Annotated in this window: 17 protein-coding genes and 1 tRNA gene; 14 read left to right on the top strand and 4 right to left on the bottom strand. The window is 40.0% G+C overall.

What is annotated here, in order from left to right; genetic code table 11:
• Positions 1-4 precede the first annotated feature (4 nt).
• Positions 5-1,690, bottom strand: a complete 1,686-nt coding sequence (locus tag H8B17_RS13315; protein WP_190309710.1) for an RluA family pseudouridine synthase — start codon at positions 1,688-1,690, stop codon at positions 5-7.
• Positions 1,691-1,859: 169 nt separating this feature from the next.
• On the opposite strand from H8B17_RS13315, the gene H8B17_RS13320 reads away from it, so the two are divergent.
• Together H8B17_RS13320 and H8B17_RS13325 are read left to right on the top strand one after the other, a co-directional pair.
• Positions 1,860-2,333 carry a Dps family protein gene (locus H8B17_RS13320; RefSeq protein WP_190309711.1) on the top strand — a complete coding sequence of 158 codons (474 nt, stop codon included), beginning with the start codon at positions 1,860-1,862 and terminating at the stop codon, positions 2,331-2,333.
• A 125-nt stretch (positions 2,334-2,458) separates the two neighbouring features.
• Positions 2,459-2,878, top strand: coding sequence for a DoxX family protein (locus H8B17_RS13325; RefSeq protein WP_190309712.1), 420 nt, complete (start codon positions 2,459-2,461; stop codon positions 2,876-2,878).
• 5 nt (positions 2,879-2,883) lie between these two features.
• Here the strand turns inward: H8B17_RS13325 and H8B17_RS13330 are convergent, their stop codons facing one another.
• Entirely contained in the window at positions 2,884-4,104 is a 1,221-nt protein-coding gene (locus H8B17_RS13330; protein WP_190309713.1) for a DEAD/DEAH box helicase, read from the bottom strand.
• A gap of 832 nt (positions 4,105-4,936) precedes the next feature.
• On the opposite strand from H8B17_RS13330, the gene H8B17_RS13335 reads away from it, so the two are divergent.
• From H8B17_RS13335 to H8B17_RS13380, 10 genes are all read left to right on the top strand, one after another.
• Positions 4,937-5,725, top strand: coding sequence for a helix-turn-helix transcriptional regulator (locus tag H8B17_RS13335; RefSeq protein ID WP_190309714.1), 789 nt, complete (start codon positions 4,937-4,939; stop codon positions 5,723-5,725).
• A gap of 595 nt (positions 5,726-6,320) precedes the next feature.
• Positions 6,321-7,481 carry a HEAT repeat domain-containing protein gene (locus H8B17_RS13340; RefSeq protein ID WP_190309715.1) on the top strand — a complete coding sequence of 387 codons (1,161 nt, stop codon included), beginning with the start codon at positions 6,321-6,323 and terminating at the stop codon, positions 7,479-7,481.
• An 85-nt stretch (positions 7,482-7,566) separates the two neighbouring features.
• Positions 7,567-8,937: a glycosyltransferase family 2 protein gene (locus H8B17_RS13345; protein WP_223816561.1), complete on the top strand. Its 1,371-nt coding sequence runs from the start codon at positions 7,567-7,569 to the stop codon at positions 8,935-8,937.
• Positions 8,921-11,740, top strand: a complete 2,820-nt coding sequence (locus H8B17_RS13350; protein ID WP_190309717.1) for a tetratricopeptide repeat protein — start codon at positions 8,921-8,923, stop codon at positions 11,738-11,740. Before H8B17_RS13345 ends, H8B17_RS13350 begins: the two co-directional genes overlap by 17 nt.
• A 22-nt stretch (positions 11,741-11,762) precedes the next feature.
• Positions 11,763-13,877 (top strand): DUF4838 domain-containing protein, encoded by a 2,115-nt coding sequence (locus H8B17_RS13355; RefSeq protein ID WP_190309718.1) that lies wholly within the window; start codon positions 11,763-11,765, stop codon positions 13,875-13,877.
• Between the two features lies 1 nt (position 13,878).
• A complete protein-coding gene (locus tag H8B17_RS13360) occupies positions 13,879-14,406 on the top strand; it encodes a DUF1573 domain-containing protein (protein WP_190309719.1) in 528 nt (175 codons plus the stop codon).
• Positions 14,407-14,552: 146 nt separating this feature from the next.
• Positions 14,553-14,993, top strand: a complete 441-nt coding sequence (locus H8B17_RS13365; RefSeq protein ID WP_190309720.1) for a hypothetical protein — start codon at positions 14,553-14,555, stop codon at positions 14,991-14,993.
• Positions 14,994-15,043: 50 nt separating this feature from the next.
• Positions 15,044-16,585 (top strand): helix-turn-helix domain-containing protein, encoded by a 1,542-nt coding sequence (locus H8B17_RS13370; protein WP_190309721.1) that lies wholly within the window; start codon positions 15,044-15,046, stop codon positions 16,583-16,585.
• Between the two features lie 100 nt (positions 16,586-16,685).
• Positions 16,686-16,880 (top strand): hypothetical protein, encoded by a 195-nt coding sequence (locus H8B17_RS13375; protein ID WP_190309722.1) that lies wholly within the window; start codon positions 16,686-16,688, stop codon positions 16,878-16,880.
• A gap of 90 nt (positions 16,881-16,970) precedes the next feature.
• Positions 16,971-17,312 (top strand): hypothetical protein, encoded by a 342-nt coding sequence (locus H8B17_RS13380; protein ID WP_190309723.1) that lies wholly within the window; start codon positions 16,971-16,973, stop codon positions 17,310-17,312.
• 414 nt (positions 17,313-17,726) lie between these two features.
• Here H8B17_RS13380 and H8B17_RS13385 read toward each other — a convergent pair.
• Positions 17,727-17,811 (bottom strand) — tRNA-Ser (locus H8B17_RS13385).
• 156 nt (positions 17,812-17,967) lie between these two features.
• Between H8B17_RS13385 and H8B17_RS13390 the strand changes: the two genes are divergently transcribed.
• Positions 17,968-18,819, top strand: coding sequence for a GH25 family lysozyme (locus H8B17_RS13390; protein WP_190309724.1), 852 nt, complete (start codon positions 17,968-17,970; stop codon positions 18,817-18,819).
• Between the two features lie 3 nt (positions 18,820-18,822).
• On the opposite strand, the gene H8B17_RS13395 is transcribed toward H8B17_RS13390, so the two are convergent.
• On the bottom strand, positions 18,823-20,148 hold the full coding sequence (locus tag H8B17_RS13395) for a hemolysin family protein (RefSeq protein ID WP_190309725.1): 1,326 nt from the start codon (positions 20,146-20,148) through the stop codon (positions 18,823-18,825).
• 185 nt (positions 20,149-20,333) lie between these two features.
• On the opposite strand from H8B17_RS13395, the gene H8B17_RS13400 reads away from it, so the two are divergent.
• On the top strand, positions 20,334-21,437 hold the full coding sequence (locus H8B17_RS13400) for a phosphotransferase enzyme family protein (RefSeq protein ID WP_190309726.1): 1,104 nt from the start codon (positions 20,334-20,336) through the stop codon (positions 21,435-21,437).
• The last annotated feature ends 1 nt before the right edge of the window (position 21,438 follow it).

Consider the following 21,438-nt stretch of genomic DNA (forward strand, 5'->3'; position numbering starts at 1 on the left):
TTTATCAAAAAGGATCATCTGCGGTAAACGTGATGTGTTTTCCTGTTCGGGGATGAATAAATTGGATATGTCCCGCATGAAGGTGCAGTCTATCAGCTCGTTGCCCGTATAAGTCATCTCCCAATATGGGCACGTGGAGTCCCTCGTGATGCGCGGCATGAACGCGAAGCTGGTGCGTACGTCCAGTCAATGGGAAAAAGTGAATACGTGTGTGTCCGTTTTCATAAGCAAGTACGTCGAATTTCGTTTTTGCAGGTTTGCCGTACTTATAACATACCACCTGCCGAGGTCGGTCGTCTAAATCGACACGAAGGGGTAAATCGATAATTCCGGTTTGTTGTGGCGATATCCCATCTAGTATAGCAGTATATCGTTTTATAACAGTATGTTGTATAAATTGTTTTTGGATGAAGTGATGTGCTTCTTTATGCTTAGCCAGTACCAAGAGACCCGAAGTCGACATGTCTAACCGATGTATAATAACAGGTCCGGAAATCTCCGGATATTGCGTTCGTATCCGACTATAGACGGAGTCAGATATGTGGATACCTGGAACAGAAAGAAACTCCGAAGGTTTATTAATAACAATAATGTCATGATCTTCATGCACGATATCAAACGTCCGTCCATGTGCGGGATTAGCACGCATGGGGTCAGGAGCTACATCTAAACCTTGTAGCATGTGTGATAGTATAGGTTCGCATTTACTTTTACATGCGGGATAAAAATTTTTGTGCTTTCTAACTTCGGAAGATGGCGAAACTCCCCACCAAAATTCCGCCATACAAATGGGCTTTAGTTGCTGCTGGTATGCATACTGTAGCAATTTTGGAGCTGCGCACTCGCCAGCACCTGCCGGAGGAGTAGGCTTGTTGTTTTCCGTAAAGATGACTAACACATTTTTCTTTTCCCCTCGGGCATTCAAAAATTGATATTGTGCAAACAATCGTTGCTGGAGTGTCGCCGATTTTAATTTTCGGCGGTTCCTTAAGTCTTCTATTTGCTGTTGCTTATCCTGAATTAATGCTTCGATGGAGTGAAGCTGCTCTTTCCATTTGGTTTTAAGAACAGCGTATTCGTGTTGGTCGCGGTAGCTTTGTTTGATAAGATCGGCGTCTAATAATTGATAATTAATAGCGGATAGAAGGCCGCTGTTTTTCTCTCTTATTTTTTTTCGTTTTGCTTTTTCGACTTTCATATGGAGGCGATATGTCTTTAGCTCTTCGTCAGCATTTTGTTGTGCTTCCGTAAGCTGCCGAAGGAGTGTGGAGAGAGAGGGAGAACCTTCTAGATCCGTTATTTGCCGGTTTAATTTGTTTATTTGTTCTTCTTCGTGCAAGAAAAAACTCTCTTGTATCAACATATCAAAAACAGGGGGGACAAAGTGCGCATGTCGATTTGTGCCAGCCAACTTTCCAGAACAGGCTGCCAAATAGCCTAATTGACCATCTTCTCTTTCCACCACCAATACACCAAACATCTTACCAATAGCTGGGCCTTCTGTTGGTTGCAAACCAAAATTATGGACGAAATCTTGCTGCGTTTCTAGATATCCTTGCAATTCTGCAGCTGCTATTTTGCTAAGTTCATCCGGTTCGTAATAAAACGGAAAAGTAAATACTTTTGGTTTAGTTAGTGCGGTGATATCTGATTGAAAGGTATGAAAAAAAGTGGAATTGTTGACAACCATGCGGACGATAATCTTTGTATGACAAAAATAGGGAAAATAAACAAAAACTCGTAAATTGTGTTAATCTCAAAAGGAGAACATTTATGCTATTTTATAAGTCGCAATTGATTTCTTTTTGGTCTGTTCGAATGGTTCTCTTTAGATAATTTAAATTTTAATTTACGATAATATGAAAACTAGTATTGGTATTAAAGAAAAAGACACACAAGCTGTCGCTGTTATTTTAAATAAGCTATTGGCTGATGAACATGTGTTGTATATTAAAGTTCGTAACGCACATTGGAATGTAGAAGGAGCTGACTTTCATGCACAACACCTTTTTTTTGAAGGTTTGTATGGTGAATTGGCTGAAACGATCGATGAAATTGCAGAGCGTATTCGTTCCATTGGCCATTATGCGGTGGGTACCATGAAAGAGTTCTTAGAATTGACGCATTTGTCGGAAATGATTTATCAAAAAAACGATAGCCAAGGCCTTATTAAAGAGTTATTGCTGGATTATGAGGCTATTATTATATCTATTCGCGAACAGATTGATACGGTTGCGGAAAAGCATAATGATGCGGGGACAGAAGATTTCTTAGTTGGTGTCATGGAGGCACACGAAAAGACTGCCTGGATGCTACGAGCTCACCTGCGTTAGTATGAAGTAACAACTCAAGGTTTCCCCTTATTGATAAATAGAGACGCGATTCCGATAGACCATCGTATAGGTAGATATTGCGTCTCTATTTTTTATTATATTTGCCCTACGATAATTCTTTTTATATGAAGCGTTTTTTTCTAACTGTTCATAGAGGAACAACATCCTCCAATTTTGCAGCCTTTATCCTGCGGATAGGCTTTGGCGTTTTGATGATTCCCTATCATGGCTACGTGAAGCTTGTCGAGTTTAACGAACGTAAAGATGAGTTTATGGATTTGTTAGGATTAGGTAGTTCCATATCGCTGAGTTTAGCCATATTTGCTGAGTTTTTCTGTTCGATATTATTGGTTCTCGGCTTGTTTACCCGCTTTGCGGCTATTCCGTTATTGACGACAATGCTAATTGCTTTGTCGATACATAATTGGGAAATATTCGGACAATATGAACTAGCTACCGCTTTTTTTGTCGGTTATCTCTCGATTTTAACATTGGGACCGGGTAAATTTAGTTTGGATTACTTGATTTTCCGGCGTAAAAGATAATTTTATTATTCTGTTCTGCGTTTTGGAAATTTTCGGAAAGGCTTTTTCCGGTTTGTATTTTTCTTTTTTTCTCCTCGGCGGGGTGCATATAAAGGACCTTCTGCTATACCGGAAGGTAAAGGCATTTTCAATATTTCCTTTTCGATTAATCGTTCGATACGAGAAAATCGGTTTTGATCCTTTTCGTTGATAAACGTAACGGCAGTACCCGTAGTCGCTGCTCTGGCTGTACGCCCGATTCGGTGTACGTAATCCTCTGGATCCGGGGGTACGTCGTAATTCACAACCAAGCTAATCCCAACAATGTCAATTCCCCGAGAAATAACGTCGGTACCTACCAGTACCCTTATTCTTCTTGCCTTAAATCGTTGCATGATATCCTCACGTTGTGCTTGTTCCAGATCAGAATGAAAACCTTCAGCAACAATACCTTTTTTTATCAGTTCTTTCGTGAGCCTTTTAACGATATCTTTTTTAGAAGCAAAAATAATAATACTCTCATAAGAAGGATTATCTAATATATTTTTGATCAGTTCCATTTTATGTTCATCATAGACCAAATATGCTTGCTGATCGATTCCTTCGGAGGGTTTGGAAATCGCTACGTTAACTTCTAATGGCTGATAGAGTATTTTCTTTGCCAATGTTCGGATTTTCGGAGGCATTGTTGCGGAAAACAATAGACTTTGTCTCCTTTTTGGCAACGCACTAATGATGCGCATGATATCATCGTGAAACCCCATGTCTAGCATGCGGTCTGCTTCATCTAATATCAAGTGTTCCAAGTGGCTGAAATCTACCTTTCCCGACCCCATGTGGGCAATAAGCCGACCCGGAGTCGCAACAATAATATTTACACCCTCTTGGATGGCTCTCCTTTGCTGTTCATATCCTCTACCATCCCCGCCTCCATATACGCAAATGGATGTAGCTCCTGTAAAATATCCAAATCCCATGATTTGTTGATCTATCTGTACAGCGAGTTCTCGCGTGGGAACGAGAATAAGACTTTTAATTTCTTCTCGAGGGTTTTCCGCAATTTTGTTCAATATCGGTAGGAGATAAGAAGCTGTTTTACCGGTGCCCGTTTGTGCACAAGCGATAATGTCTTTCCCGTCTAAAATAACTGGAATTGTTTTTTCTTGAATGGGAGTGGCTTCTTCAAAACCCATACTATCAAGTCCTTCCTCTAAGGTGGAAGAGAAGCCGAAGTCAGTAAATCTCAATATCTTAATTGTTCAATTTTTTGCTAAAAATAACGTAATAATTCGGATCAAACAAATTATATATTATATAACCCTTCGTTCTTTTATGCATCGATAGATTGATTCTGTTTGTTATTCGTTAACAATATATCTTTTTTTTCGTTTTTATGTTAAAAAAAAGATGTTTTTTTTGGAAAAATGATAATTTGTTCGTATATTTATGATGTTGTTTACTGCCAAGTAGACGGCCGTTTTGTAAGTTGCAAAAACCGTAGAGTCAAGAATGGTTCAGATTTCTACATTTAATGATATCCAGTCCACTATTCTAGTGGTATAAAGTTTGTTTCATTTTGTTGTTTAGTAATCGAGTGATCGCTCAAAAACCCCGCGGAAATCGCGGGGTGGACGGGCGTTGCCTCAATAATGTTTACCCATATTTTCTGTAGCGTCAACGCTACAAGTAAAGTGAATGAGCCACATTTTCTTGTGGAATTATAAAATTTTCACCTTCTTTACATTTCAAATTTTTAACCTGATCAAATAACGACGTTGTTGTTTTCTAGATCTATCTATTATAATTATACGAGGCAAAAAAGTTATGTTAATAAGCAACTTATATATTGTGGCGGTCGGGCTGAGTGCTTATGGCATTTTCTTAAATCTCCGTTACGATAAAAAAAGATTTAATCGGCGTGCGCTTATCGTTCTTTTTTGCGGATTGCTTCATATATTAATGGGGTATATTATTTTGATACGCTACCCTCAGTTTCTATACCAATCTATTTTTTTTCCTATAAGTGCATTATACGGCGTTTCATTTTTGTTTGTTTTCAATGGATCTTTAGGATTACGGATGACAAGAAAAGGATTACATATCCTGCCTTTTTTTATGGCCTTGGCCGGGTATTTTATAATGATGTTATACGCACCATGGCGGTATCATATCTACCATGAGTATTATATCGGGGTACATATTTTATCTTCTATCCTATTCATTACATATGCGTTGGCAGTCGGACTCCGTTTTCACTCTGGGCCGAACTACGATCTGAAAGGATTCATAAAAGCCGAAAAGAAAGGGCTAATCCCCCTTTCTTTCCTTGTTCTTGTGGTGGGTATATTGGTTATCATAAGAACGAGATCTGGCGATATGGAGACCTATTTGATGTTTCATCTGATTCTCTATATCGTGATACTATTACCAATTATCAAATTGTCATTATTGAAAATAAAGTCCGGGATAAAGGGAGACACATCCTCCGTAATAAAAATTCCCGTTATTATTCCTAAAAATATTGAACTATCTTATAAGATTGAGATTGAAAAATTTATCGCTTCTAAAGCTTATCTTGATATCGACTTGAATAAAAATGGCTTCTATGAAAGTGTAAACATCCCTAAGGGGCATATTTCTCCGTTTCTGAAACAAGTTTACGGTAAAAATTTTAACAGTTTTATTAATGAACTTAGACTCATCTACGCCGCAAAAGAACTCAGACGCGAGGAACTGATTTACACAATAGATGATTTAAGTTTTATTTGCGGTTTTCGCTCTAGGGCATCTTTCTACCGGAATTTTATCGTGGTATTTGGTTGCTCTCCTCATCAATACAGAGCCAATCAATTGAAGATCACCCCTTAATTTTAGCATTTAAAATAATATCCTTTCTACCCATTTAACGAAGTCTTTTTTGGATCTATGCGTATGTAATCCGATAAGTGAAATTTGGGACTCAGTTTTATCTTAGACACTGTTGGCGCCTACTTTCCATCAGGAAAGAATGGGATATAAAAATAATCTTTATTTATTTGTAATGTGTAGCGGAAGCTCTATATTTGGCTCTTCACATGCGAATATAGGCGTGTTCGATTCTTATGTGATCCTTCGGGCTATTTTGGAAATCTGGTAATCGGCTGTCTTGTTTTTTATTATGTCCTTCATTTTGATGTGTAAAACTCTTTCGTTTACCAGAAAATAACCATTTTTTACTACCCATTTATTTCTTTCTCTTTTTGGAGTTTAATTGCTCTTAAACACCCAATTATGTCTTTCTTTTATTTCTTTTAACGGAAAATTTTTTTGAATTATTTTTTGAGATACGAAAATGAGATGTTTTTGTGATTTCCTGCATGGATATTTGCCGCTGCTTAAATCGCTTTTCGTTGAAACTGATTTCATATAATGTTTCTCGTTCTCGTAAAAGTGGCTTTGCATAAAAAATTATTATCATAACATTATGTATTCTGATTATTATTTGTACTATTTGAGCTATCTAAGTTCCTTGTATAGCGGTTATCCACTCATTATCCGTGTTACAGTAATTGTTGTTGCGATACTAGCCTTTATCACTGTCTTCGGTGTCATCCGACTTTTATTCATTGGATATAAGATCAATAAAAGAGACAAACGACGAAGAGACGTGGAGGAGCAATTCGAATCGAAGCTAGCCTTTGTCATGAGCAACGAAGTAAACTATGATATCGAAGAAATTAAAAACTTGCTGAATTATGATCAGAAAAAAGAGAAAAAGTGGAAATCAGAAATTCTGACGGACTTAGTATTATCGATACGCGATGATCTCAATAAGGGTGAAAAGTTGAACCACCTCAACTATAGAAATTGCTTGGAAAATCTCCGGTTGATGCCATATTGGGAAAAAAGAGTGAAAATTGCCGGCCTATCAAAAAGGAAAGAGGCTTTGCAGATAATTGGTTCATTAGATGTTGGTATTAATACAGGAACACTTTCGAAGTCTGTTTTCCATAAAAACAGTTACCTGCGCAAGACGGCGAGAAATGTATATACGGATCAGGACACGTATAACCCATTTCGTTTTATGGAAGAGAATTTTGATGAATCATTCACCCAATTGGATAAAATACGACTCCATGCTACCTTGATTAAGAGGTTTCAAGAAGGAAAATTGCCGAATTTGTTGCGTTGGGTGAGTAATTCAAAGAATAGTAACTATATCACTTTTATCATTCAAGAAATAGGGTTTTTTAAGCAATTTGAAGCGGCACCAAGCCTACTGGATATGTTGCAGAAGCAAGAAAACCGCGACGTGCGCATTCAGATTATTTTGACCCTGGGCGAACTTGAATATGACGAATGCATCGCAGATTTAATGCAGCGATATGCATTGGAATCTACTCCGGTACGGGAAGCCATCATGAAGACAATGGGCAAGATACAGTGTGAAGAAACACTTGAATTCTTGGTAGAAGCCTACCAGAAAACCGATGATGATAACTTTAAACTATCTATTGTGCGAGCGATTCGAAAACATGGTAAGGAAGGGGAAGCCAGGCTAAACATGCTAAAAGGACAACTGCGAGAAGAAGAGCAGATCATTATCAAACAGGTTTTTGCAGAGAATATAATTATTGCAGGTTAATTGAATTACGATGGTTTACTTTTTTACATACCTGATTTATTTCTATGCAAGTGCACTAGCCTTGTTTTATTTAGCGCTCATGATTATGAGCTATTTTAACACACTGCGTTACCGGTACCGTTATACAAAAAAAGAAGAAGAATATCTTAAAAAGTATCCAGATGAAGCTCCGGGGATTTCTATCGTGGCTCCGGCATTTAATGAAGAGGTGATCATTATCGATAGTGTTCACTCTTTATTAAGCTTAGCGTATCCAAACTTTGAAGTGATTATCGTAAACGACGGTAGTAAGGACAGAACATTGGAACTCATGGAGGAAGAGTTTGAACTGGAAGAAGTACCTTACTACTATGTATACAAGGTTTACTGCCAGCCGATGAAGCGGATCTTGCGATCGAAAAACCCCTTGTACAAAAAGTTAATTGTTGTCGATAAGGAAAATGGTGGAACGAAAGCGGATGCGATGAATGCGGGGGTGAATGTTGCCCAGTTTAACTACTTTATTAATACAGACGTTGACTGTATCCTTGCGACGGACACCCTAAGTAAAATTATTCTTCCCGTTTTAGATTCTGATAAACAGGTTATAGCAGTTGGAGCAACGATGCGTATGGTGAATAGCTGTACCATCGATAAGGGACGTATTACGCGGGTTAAACCGCCGAACCGCATCATTCCATTGTTTCAGGAAACAGAATACTTACGTTCTTATCTCGTTGCGAAAATGGGATGGTCTTTGATAAATGCTATTCCCAACGTATCGGGAGGATTTGGTTTGTTTGATACGGGAGTCGTTATCGGAGCGGGTGGGTTTGATTCGGATTCTCACGCAGAGGATATGGATATGACAACGCGTATGGTTGCTTATATGCGCGAGAATCGCAAGCCTTATCGTATCGTGCAATGTCCGTATAGCCTGTGCTGGACAGAAGGACCACCCAACTTGAAAGTGCTTAACCGACAGCGTACACGCTGGGGACGCGGAATGTTACAGTTTATTTTAGACCACCGGCGCTTTCTGTTCAATAAAGACTATGGCCGCTTAGGTTTTGTGGTGATGCCTTACATTCTTCTCTTTGAATTTTTAGCACCAATCATCGAGTTTGTGGGCTTCTTTTTTCTCCTTTTTTTGTTGATCACAAGCCAGATAAACTTCGATACGTTTTGGATGATGGTGCTCTACGCCTACCTAATCGGCTTATCGGTGTCTATCATCACCATATCGTATGACTTGGTATTGGGTAAACTGTACAAACGCTTTTGGGAATATATGAAACTGGTTTTGTTTTCTGCTTTTGAAGCCATTCTGTACCACCCGCTGGTCGTTATTTTTACACTCAGGGGATATGTACAGTATTTAACAAGAAGTAATTTCAAGTGGGGACAGATGACCCGTCAGGGATTCTCCCCATCTAATAAAGTTAATAATAACGTAAGTAATGCGAAAGAGATTTAAATACGCTAAACTAATTTTCTTTTTTATCGGGGCAATATATGTTTATCAGCCGGTGTATGCCCAGCGTGCCGGTACCACGGTAGAGCGAAATGACGAAGCGAATCAAATAAACGAACTTTATAAGCAAGGGAGATGGGAAGAGGGGAAAAAGATAGCAGAGGATGAGCTGAAAAGAAACCCCAAAGATTCGGATATGCGGATGTTGTTGGGGAAGTATTTTTTAGAGCATCAGGCCTACGATAAGGCGCGCTATGAGTTGTCGAAGTCTTTGGAGTTTGCACCGACGAACGTCGATTCAAAGCACATGTTGGTTACTGTGGAAACAGAAACCCAGCGTTACTCGAGTGCGATCTGCTACATTAACGAACTGCTAGAAGTAAACCCTTATTGGAAAGGTTTATGGCGAAAGAAGATTGAGTTGTACCGCACGATGGGGAACCATGTAGAAGCAGATCGTCTGTTGAAACGAATTTCTCAGATCTACCCGGAAGATAGTGAGCTTAATGCCGACCGTGCACATGTCTTTGAGCAGCATGCGGTAAATGTCCAAAAGTCTGGTAAGCTGAATGAATCTATCGACATCGGACGTAAACTGGTAGACGAACAGCCGCAACAGCACGGCTCTTATGTGACTGTTATCGATAATTATATTAAGGCAGGCGACTATAATAATGCTTTGGTCTATGCGGAGCGTGGATTAAATCAGTTCCCCGGAAATTCTGTGTTCATACAAAAGAAAGTGGCTATTCTGGAACACCAGAAGCGGTATCCAGAAATATTAAGTTTTCTCGATAATCAAATGAAGCGTGGGGGGGAAGGTAATCTTCGGAATCAGTATAATTACTTTCTTTTGGAAGCTGCTCGCGCAGCCAAGGGTAATGACCCGGCTTCGCTCTATGGAAAGATTTTTGAAGGATCGCCGGGCAATAAGGAAGCTTTTGATTATGTCTTTAACAATTTGGTCGCGGAACAACAGTATGAAGAAGCAATTGCTGTATTAGAGCGACACCGGAGAAGTGCAGGCGCTAGCAAAGAGCTCGACATGAAAGAACTCATGGTATATAAACGTATGGAAAACCATCCGCGTATTGCCGCTTTAACCCGAGCATACTTTGCAAAATATCCGAACGACACCGATCTGCAGGAGTCCTTTGTAACCATCACTTTGCAGCGCGCGAAGGATAACATGCAGGATGGAAAAATTTCAGATGCTATTACAGACTGGCGCGACATTATTCAATATGGTGATGAAGAGTCGGTACAGATCGCTCAGCGTGGCTTGTACAATGCTTATGTGACGGAAAAACGTTATCAGGAAGCGATCATGGCTCTTGATGATATGCTGCTAGATAGTCCAGGAGATATGGGCTTGTTGGTGAAAAAAGCAGATATGTATTACCAGCAGGGACGATATGAATATGCCTTAACCGTTTATGAACAAGTGCTGGATTTCGCTTCTCCTCAAGAACGGGATCGGCATGTGGTGGGCTACGGCGAATTTGTTTCGCCAGTGATCAAAAATTTAAGAGGTACCTATAGACTGGAGGAGGCACGTCAATATACCGAAAGATGGCTCGCGGTTGACCCAAGAAATCAAGAAGCGTTGTTGAATATGATTAACCTCTGTTTTCAGTTAAAGGATAACGAAGCGATGTTGCAGTATGCCCAACGGGCCGAGGAACAACATTCGGATGACATAGCCTTCAAAATCAAGCTGGCGGAGGCGATGAACCGTAAGCCGGGACAGCTCTCAGATTCTTGGGCGTTGCTGCACCATCAGGTGATGCTGAATCCCTTTCATGAGCCATTAGTCAATACCTTTAATCACACAACGGAAGAGTATGCAGGCGCGTTGCTAAAGGATAAAGAGCATGGCTTGGCACTTTCTATCATCGATACCGCTTTGGGGTATAAGGATGATAATAAAGCGCTAAAATACATGAAGGGCCTAGCTTATGAAGGACTGAAACAATATGATTCTGCTTACCATTATCAGCAGTTTTATGAACCAACACTTTTGGAGTTCGAGGATTTTAAAGCGCACTTAAACTATTTAAGTCAGCGCTCATTTAAAAATAATGTCGGCTTTGCTCACCTGCGTGCACGCTATGGCGATGATTACGCCATCACCTCTATTTCCACGGCGGAATATACACGCTTGTTGGATAACGGTTCTTCTTGGACCGGACGTGTAAACTACGCAGGTAGAGAAGAAGGTAAAGGTATTCAAGGACAGGCCGAATGGGCAAAACCTTGGACAGATAAGCTTTCGTCGCGCGTAGATTTAGCCTTTTCCAATAAGTTTTTCACAAAAATTGCGGTAAATGCTGCGGCGATGTATGTATTTCGACCAACGTGGGAGGCAGAAGCAGGTGTTGGTTTCCGCCAATTCTTTTCTGGAGAAAATCTAGCAAATTTCAATTTGGAGGCTGTAAAAGATTTAGGGGATTGGCGTCTATCGGTTAAATGGGGTAACTTCTTTTTGGATAGTGAGGGGGAAGTTACTTATCTCTATAGTTTAATGGGGCGTGCACAATACTTCATGGCGAATCCGAGAAACTATATTTTAGCGTTTGGAAGCATTGGAAATACGCCTGACGTGGATCTTTTAGATCGTCAGTTGTACAATAGCTTTGATGTATTTAATGCGATGATCGGTGCCGGTATGGGGCGTTCCATCACCAAAAACGTCAGCGGAAATGTGATTGGTTCTTGGTATAACTTTCAGACAGATAAATCGTTGACGAGTGCGTCTTTCAGAAATTTATATAATTTATATTTTCAATTGAATGTATCGTTTTAGGCTGTTTTACATCTTACTGTCGATGTTCCTACTTTATACCAGCTGTATAGGGAATGATGAGCAGGCGTTTGATTTTTCTAATCCTGGTTTTCTCATTACCTCCAATGGGGATAGGCGGAGCGCTGAAGCAGCTGATTATTTGTATAACCATCTCTTGAAGCGAATCCGAGAAGGCGGGAACTTTCAAATTGCTCGGAGTGATGATGTCGCCCTTGAGCATAAGGAGGCAATAGTTTACTTGGAAATTGTTCCAGACCTCGGAGCTGATTACGAAATCAAAAACGAAGAAAATAGGTTGTCTATTTTTGGAAGAGATAAAGAAACGATGGTTTGGTTAAGCTATATGCTTATTGATCGAATCGCCTTATTTCATCACGATATTGATGTGTCGGATTTACCCCCTGGCTACATTACTTTTCAAGATGCAGTAGGGAAATTTACTATGCGATACCGAGAACCACACTTTCTGCCTAATACAGATCTGGATCACAGTGGTTTGTTGGGAACCCACAGTGTTGATAGTGATTGGGGGCTCTGGGGACACAATCTTGCACGGGTTTTTATAGATGGCGTGGAAGATAGTTCTTATGCTTGGGTAAATGGGAAGCGCGACAAACAGCAGTTCTGTTTTTCTGCAAGCTCGACATTTAAAGCAATAAAGAATTTCATCATAGACGAGTACGGAGATGGAAGGGACGTCTCGAAATGGTTTATGATTGCGCCGAATGATAATAAATTGGTTTGTACCTGTTCTAACTGCCAAGCGGAAGGCAATACGCCTAAAAATGCTACAGGCTCGGTCGTTCGATTGCTTAACGAATTGGCTACGGAATTTCCAAAGCATTATTTCTTTACGACGGCTTATCTCACAACCGCTGAAGCACCGGACCGCCCGCTGGAAAGCAACACCGGCGTGTTCATCAGTACCATCGATTTACCAAAGCGTCCCGTTTTGGATAAAAACGATAATCCTGTGCACAAATTTGCGATCCTGATAAGCGATTGGAAAGAAAAAACGAATAACATCTACCTTTGGGATTATATATCAAATTTCGATGATTACCTGACGCCTTATCCGGTTCTGTCGCGTTTTAAATCTAATCTTTCTTTTTTTAAAGCACAGGGTGTCAATGGTATGTTTCTGAACGGAAGTGGCTATGATTATTCGTCGCTTGATGATGTGAAAACATATGTTATGGCGGCACTGCTGCACGATGCATCGTTGTCTATAGCCCATCTTGTCGAGGCTTATTTTAAACGATTCTATCCCGTGACGAGCGACGTGCTTTCGTCTTATTATCTTACACTAGAAGAACAGACGGCTTCTAAAAATAAGACACTTCCCGTATACATGTCGTTCCGTGAAGCCGAAGACCTCTTTTTTAATCAAGAGCAGTTTCGGCAGTTGTACGAAGCGTTGGATAAAGTACGACCTGGTCTTGATAGGGAAGAACGCAGGCGGATCGACAAGTTGTTGACAGCATGGAGTTATACGTATCTTCAGGTTTTGTATCACCGCGGCTATAAAACAGGTGGGGTTTTCGTTGATGCTGGGAATGACGTGGAAGTATCGAATAAAATATACCCGGCACTTAATCGGCTCAAAGATCATAAAAAATATACGGACTTGAAACGCTATAAAGAGAGTGGGGGAGAGCTTCCCGCTTATATCGCGGAATGGGAAGAACTGTTGAAAACAAAACCGTTTTCTGCTAAATTCGTGTCTGATCTCCAAGTTATCGAGTTAAATACCACCACTATCTTGGAAGAAGGAAAAATGCTCAGTGACAGGATGGTAGGATTCGCTTCGGATTTTAATCAAGGATGGTTTATGAACTCAAAAGATATAGAGATAATCGGAACTATTGGAAGAGAAATTGATTCTATAGAAAAAGTGGCACTCCGATTTTTGATTAATAAACGGCATAGGATGCTACCTCCAGTAGAAGTTGAGCTGTTAAAAGAAGGAGTGAGCCTGGGGAAGGTATCTAATAAATGGTATCGAGAACAAGGGAATATTGTAATGGTGGAATTCCCTGTTCATATGAAGCCTGGTGATAAGTTACAGATAAAGATCCGACAGAGTAAACAAATTACAAATTCAGTTATTGCTTGTGATGAGATACAACTATTTTAGAATGATAATGTGTGCGGTTAGCGTATGGACGCTTGTGGGCTGTATAAACTTTGCTGAAAAAAAAACCACCGTAGAAATAGAGGATAATAACCGACATTATTATCCTATTCTGGCGGGGCAGCAAAAAGATATTTCCTTTAACATTAAGAATAAGGGCGAGCATCCGTTGATGATAACGGATATCATAACCTCATGCGGTTGCCTAAAAGTTAACGATGATAAGGCTACGTTCAGTATTCCGCCTGGAAAAGAGCGCCTATTAACATTAAGTTATAACAGTTCGAAGAATGTGGGGTATGTAAAACATTATGTGACTCTGTACGGAAACTTCTTGTCTGGCGATATACAGGAGGTAGAATTTGATATTAATGTTGTGCCAAACGCAATGTATACCAAGGACTACGAAGAACTCTATAGGGAGGAAATGGATGAACAGGGTGGATTTGAACGTTTTGTAGATGGTGATGTGAATAATAAAGGATATTATATGGATGAAGATTTTAATAAGAGTATACATGATAATAGATAGTTTATCCTTGTATCAACGATGAGTAGCGCTTCAACTGACTAGATGTGATTGGTTGTTGAGGTGCATGAAAATGTGGTAATGTCTGTGTTTTTATCTCATATATGTGAGAAATTTATTAGATTACAACACTTAATTACCTGTTTTGTATGGCTACATCTGTCTATGATCCCAAGGAACTATTGGATACATTATTAAAAATAGAGTATGAACTCCAAGAAGCAATGGAGAAATACTGTCATGATTCGCGTTTTTCTATTGATGTTGATGTAGAAAAGACACTAGAAGCTTTTTTGAGCAGACAGGGAGTGAAGGGAAATGAAGTTGGTTTTCTATCTACCCAAATAGCTTTGCTGCATTTGCGTCGAGAGGTCGAGAAAAGCCGTGACGTGGTTGTCGATACCAATGATCTTAGGGCGTGGGAAGAATATACTCGATACAGCGATCACGAAGAAAACCGGGGAGAAATAAAACAGAGAAACGGAACAGATACCGCTCTAGGGACTAAACTTAACTATGTGATGTTAGTCATTACGCTTACTTCCGTGATGTTGACGGGTTATTTTTTCCTTTTTTATTCATTGGCTTAGGGCAGGAATAATAGCCTGCATTAGCAAGTGTATTGTTCAACCCAATTGGTATGTTAAAGAGATTTTTTTTATATTATTTTTTCTGCATTACTGTTCACTTGGCTTATGCACAGGAAAAAAGCTTTAATCAACGTTATGTGGAAGTTTCTGTATCGCTGATTGCGACAGACGTACAGGCTGCACTGCAGGTGTCTGATTCGCTTTTGAGCGTGGCAAAAACGGATGAGCAACGTGCAAAAGCCTATATGCTATCTGCTAATATATATATGAATTTGGGAGAGCAGGCATTGGCTATCCGACAAGTGATGCAAGCGGATGAAATCGTTGAGGCTTCCCTTAATTCAATGTGGCAGGCGACAACAAAAGGTTTCTTATCGACCGCGTTTAGACAGATAGGTTTAATAAAAGCAGCCGAACGGTATATTAATCAAGCAGAGGAAGCAAATAATAGAACGACCGGAAAAGAGACGTACACACTCACTAAGATCAATATATTTCACGAGCGAGCAATGCTGTCGATGGCAAGATCGGACTACGAGACGGCTAAATTACATGTATTGGATGCCGGTAGATTAATTGTGTTTGATCATCACGAAGACAAACGTTCTAGTTTGATTAAAGCGACGAATCACCAGCTTTTGGGTCTGTGTTATCTACATCTCGATAGTCTGAAAGAAGCCGAAGAGATGTATCTGTCGTCGCTTTCCGAAATTGGCGATGTGGAGAGCAACTTAATACCTTATATCTTCCGTGGATTGGCGGAAGTCTCGTTAGGGCAGGATAGTCTGGGTAAGGCTCGAATGTATCTGGAAAAAGCGGAGCCTTATTTGGAAGGTAGTAAATTTAAGGAACTAGAAGAAGCCGTTTATCGTACATATACAAAGTTTTACTGGAAAGCAGGAGAGATCGATGGAGCGATGCGGTATGGAAACTTGTTATGGGAAATAAGAAGTGAGCGAGAGAAGGAAATTAGAAAAGTGTCCGATGCGCTCTTTGAGGAAATGTATAACACGAAAGAAAGTTATAGAGATAAATTCAAAATAACTCTGATCATCGGACTTTGTCTCGCAGTTTCGACGATTTTTTTGACATTGTATCTCTTTTTTCTGTCTCGCACAAGGTCTACTCATCATATCGTGGCCAAACAAAAGGACGAATCTGTCACATCTGAAAAAACCGAATTTGCAAAGCGCGATGCTAGTGAGCTACGAGAGATTAATATTTCCAAGGAAACGGAGCAGCGGTTGTTAAAAGATATTGGTCGGTATGAAGAACGCCTTTTTTTTCTGGATAAGGATATTTCGTTGGGTGTGATGGCGAGGTTACTCAACACCAATCAACGCTATGTATCTTATATTATTAAGAAGCATCGTGGAAAAGATTTTTATGGTTATGTACAGGCTTATCGCATACAATTTATTATCGATCGTCTCAAGGCGGATCCTGCACTTCTTGATTATAAGTTGGCACACTTGGCTGAAATGAGTGGTTTTACCAGCCTTAGTCAGTTTTCGACTGCATTTAAGACGGAAACCGGTTTGCCACCTTCTGCTTTTGTACATTTTAGAAAAAAGGAGTTAGGTAGGTGCTGATATATTGGCGTTTACTAAGCGCTTCTTGCGAGACCGAGCATTGTGAAAGCTCTATCATGATATTTGGCCGCATTATCGCAACACAAAGTGTGATGAATTAATGAATTTTATCGAACACTATGCAGCAACGATCCGAGAATCACAAAAGAAAAATTTTGAGGTATGGGGAATGGGAGGTCGTCGAGGAAATTGGAAAACAGGAGAGCAGGACGATTTGGGGAAATCTAAAGCAAATCTCAAAACATGGTTGAGAAAGCGTAGAAAGTATATAGACAAGGAGATGTCTAAGTTTTAACCTCTATAAGATGTTGTTCTGATGACGTTGTCTCAATAAGTAAGTTATAGTCTGCGGAGTTAGCTTAATTTTGCACAGTTCCCCTTTGTTTTGCTGTACGTCGATGTCTTGACGGCGCACGACTTGCAGGATGTGCCGGGCAAGGATGCGGTTCTTTTGTATGGGAAATGCACTTCGGCATACACCGGGACGATGAAGATGGGCTTCTTGTTCATACCTCCATGCGGGAAAGTCAATATTCCGTATGCCGAGATGATACTTTCGTCCTCCGGAACCAATCTTCCGTCTTTCTATATAATTTCCTTGCCCGCCGAAAATAAACTCTTGTGCATCGAAGTGATTTCGGCATACGACAATACGTTTGCCTTGGGCAACGGAATGATCATCCCATACGACAACGCAAAAAAGATGGACGGAAGTTTCATCAGGTAGGGCAACGAAATGATTTCGGCGGACGACGACGTTACCCTCCTGCCCAACGACATGACACTTCCGTCCGCTGACGTCGCATTTCCGTCCGGGACGGGTAGTATCCCATGAAGTATGGCAAACCGATTTCCATACAATTCCTTACCCTCCTTCTGATCAAAAAACTGAAAAACCTTACCGTAATCATATGACTAGAAATAATTCTTTCGGGTGCTGGCATTCCTATAAGTACTGCTATTTATAGGGTTTTGATACTAAATGTTTTACTCGATGCAGAGCGTGAGGGATTGGTTTAGCCCCACTACCCCAAGCTCAACCCTAAACCTCCTTCGGATCGAACCCCAGCCAACCCTTCTGGATCTCATCCCTAAACGCTATAAAAGTAAAAGTCCATCTTTTGGATGGACTTTTATTTCGCGGAGAGTGAGGGATTCGAACCCCCGAACCTGTGACAGTTAACGGTTTTCAAGACCGCCGCATTCGACCACTCTGCCAACTCTCCGCGACAAAAGTAGAAATTTCAGCGCGCTTTGCAAAACGAATTTTAGTATTTGTGTATTACCCTTTGAAAATGAGGTGAATTGTTTTTTTATACATCTTATATAGTATGTTTTTTGTTTGGCAATAAAAAATAAATCCAGTATTTTCAGCGCGAAATATGGCAAGATATAGAAAACCTGTCAGAAGAGGTACTAAAGCAAGTGACGCAGAGCGGAGAAAATATTTAACTTGGAGTGTGGTGGTACCACTATGTATCTTAATAGGGTTTGCCCTTTTGTATTACAGAACGGATTTCTCTTATACCTTAAGAAGTTGGATTTTGCCAGATGGGTCGTCGGACACACATACAGCAGATGAACACGAAAGACGCAATAGAAAGTTGATAGAAGCACACAACAGCTATGTGTATGGTATTGATATATCCCAATATCAGGGTGATATCAGTTGGTTAGATATTAATACTATATACGATGATGTTCCGATCGATTTTGTATTTATTCGCGCAACGATGGGGGAAAAGGCGAAGGACAAACGTTTTGCGATAAATTGGAAGGCGGCACAAAGTAGGGCTAAAATACGTGGAGCATATCATTATTTTCGTCCAAATGAAAACTCCATCCGCCAAGCGCATAACTTTATAAAAACTGTTAAGTTGAGACATGGTGATTTACCTCCAGTTTTAGATATTGAGGAGCGTCCTCGCAAACAATCTATGGATTCACTAAAAGTCGGGCTAAAGCGATGGCTCGACGAGGTAGAACGACACTATGGAACCCAACCTATCCTCTATTCCGGCGATAGCTATTTCACTGACTTCTTAGAGAAAGAATTTTCTGATTATGTATTGTGGATAGCAAACTATAATTTCTGGGTGAAAAAACCCAAAAAACATTGGAACTTTTGGCAATTCTCCGAACGAGGTTATGTGCGCGGCATAAAAGGTTATGTAGATCTCAATATGTTTAGAGGAGATATCGAAGAATTAGAGGAACTGACCATTCCTTACTAATTCTCAGTCTTCATTTTCGTTGATGCTGTTTGTTAGAAGTGGGAGAGTGTTGACCAAAACCTTGTCGATTCTGTGTCCGTCCATATCAATAACTTCGAGCTTATAATCTTTAAAGTGGATAAATTCACCTTCTTCGGGAACATGATCTAACGTCAGAAATACTAATCCGCCTAGTGTCGTGATATTAGAAATATCGTCTATCTCCTCTTCACTCAACGCGATCTGAAAAAAGTCTAAAAAGTCATCCAGTTGCATTCTTCCATCGATAATAAACGAACCGTCCTCTCTTTTGCGGATAGAAGCATCCGAACGTTCTTCACTGTTGTTCATCCCACCGAAAAGCTGACGCACGATGTCTTTGATGGAAACAATACCTTGCGGAATACCATATTCATCGACAACGACTGCTAATTGCGCTTTTCCACTCCTTAAAATGTTTAGGATGTTGTAAGCAGAAGTGTTTTCATTAACGAAAGGAATCGGTTTTACTAACGCTTGCAAGTCAATGGGTTTGTCGTCGATAAATTTTTTTAGAAAAGTCTTGACATGAATGATCCCTTTTACTTGGTCGAAGCTGCCATCTACTACGGGAAACTCCGTGTGTTCAGATTCCCGAATGATGTTCTTGTTTTCTTCAAAATTATTTTGGAGATCCAGGCAGTCAATATCGGAGCGGTGCACCATTAAGTTGATAGCACGTTTATCCCCTAGTATGAGCAAGCGGTCAACAAAATCGTGTTCGAAATTCTCGATGACGCCACTAGTTACGCCTTCATCAACCAAGGCCTTAATTTCCTCTTCTGTAACCGTGTTCTTGGAAACCTTGATATTCATTAAACGAACAAGGGCATCGGTGGAAATGCTTAATAACCAGACAAATGGTTTGACAAATTTACTTAAAAACAACATTGGGCTGGCGATGAGCGATGCATACTTTTCTGGTATTGCCATTCCGATTCGTTTGGGAACGAGCTCACCAATGACCAATGAAAGATAAGTAATGGCAAGTACAACAACGACAATCGCTATCTGTTGACTGTAAGGGGCAAGAATTGATATTTGGCTAAATACAATGGCGAGGTGGGAAGAGATTGTACCTCCGCTGAAAAAACCGGTAAGAATACCGATTAACGTTATCCCAATCTGTATAGTAGATAAAAACTGGTTGGGATTTTCTTTTAAATTTAGCGCTATTTGAGCAGACTTGTTGTTTTTGTCGGCGGCCGCTTGCAGACGAGCCTTTCGACTTGACACAATCGCTATTTCGGAAGCCGAAAGTATTCCATTAAGTATAATTAACGATATTATAATAATAATCTCTGTTAGCATAAAGCCTGTTTTATGCTCTAAAGTACAAATTCTTTTTCAGCGTTGTACATTCTAGTGCAAAATCAGTGAAGAAATGTGTTGAAAAAGAACAAACGTTTGCTTTGACATCACCCTTTTATTTTTTGATTTATTTGCACATATTGCCGACGTTTAGCATGATTTATGTTGAAAATTGAAATTTTCCGATGTCCAAATTAAACAATAATAATATTTTAAACGCTGCGTCGCACTTCGGTATAGAGGGCGATATCATTCATATAGAACGTTTCGGGTCCGGCCACATTAATGATACTTATCATGTGAAAACAACTGTCAAAAGTTATCTTTTTCAACGAATTAACAATCAGATTTTTGCGGATGTAGTTGGGTTGATGAGAAATACAAAAGTGGTATTGGACCACTTGAAACAAAAATTAGCACATCTTGGCCAGCAGCAAGTAGAAAAGTCGACGTTAACATTAATTTCGACTCGCGACGGAGCCTTGTATCATCAGGATGAAGTCGATAATTTTTGGCGAATGTTTATTTTGTTAGAGGGTACTAAAAGCTATGATATTGTAGAAACAGAGGCACAGGCATATGCAGGAGGACAGGCGTTCGGTGAATTTCAAAAGCAGCTTTCTGATTTAGACCCAAGCAAATTGGTGGAGATACTGCCGAACTTTCATAATATTGACTTCCGGTTGGGTAATTTGCGGAATGCGATAAAAGACAATGCAGCTGGTCGTGTAAAAGAGGTGCAGCATATACTGGACTATATAATGGAACGTGAAGAAAGGATGCGTACTATTTTATTGATGGGAAATAAAGGAGATTTGCCGTTACGTATTACGCATAACGACACGAAATTCAATAATGTTTTGCTGGATGAACATGATCGTGTACAGTGTGTGATTGACTTGGATACGGTAATGCCGGGATATGTAGCCTATGATTTTGGAGATGCCATTCGCACCATTATCAATTCGGCAGCAGAAGACGAACCTGATATAGAGAAGATAAGGTTGAATATACCATTATTTAGAGCTTATGCACAAGGGTATATGAGCCAAGCTCGTGGTTTTTTAACGGAAAAGGAAGTGACGTCATTGTTTCATGGTGTATTTTTGTTGCCCTTTATGCAGGCTGTTCGTTTTCTGACTGATTTTCTAAACGGAGATACTTATTATAAAATACATTATCCTACACATAATTTGGTTAGAACAAAAGCACAGCTTAAATTAGTCCGGGAAATGGAATTGCATCAAGATGAACTCGCATCCATTTTGCAAGAAAGTGTGAATGTATAAA

It is taken from the genome of Sphingobacterium arenae, assembly GCF_014692505.1.
In the GTDB taxonomy this organism is placed as follows: Bacteria; Bacteroidota; Bacteroidia; order Sphingobacteriales; family Sphingobacteriaceae; genus Sphingobacterium; species Sphingobacterium arenae.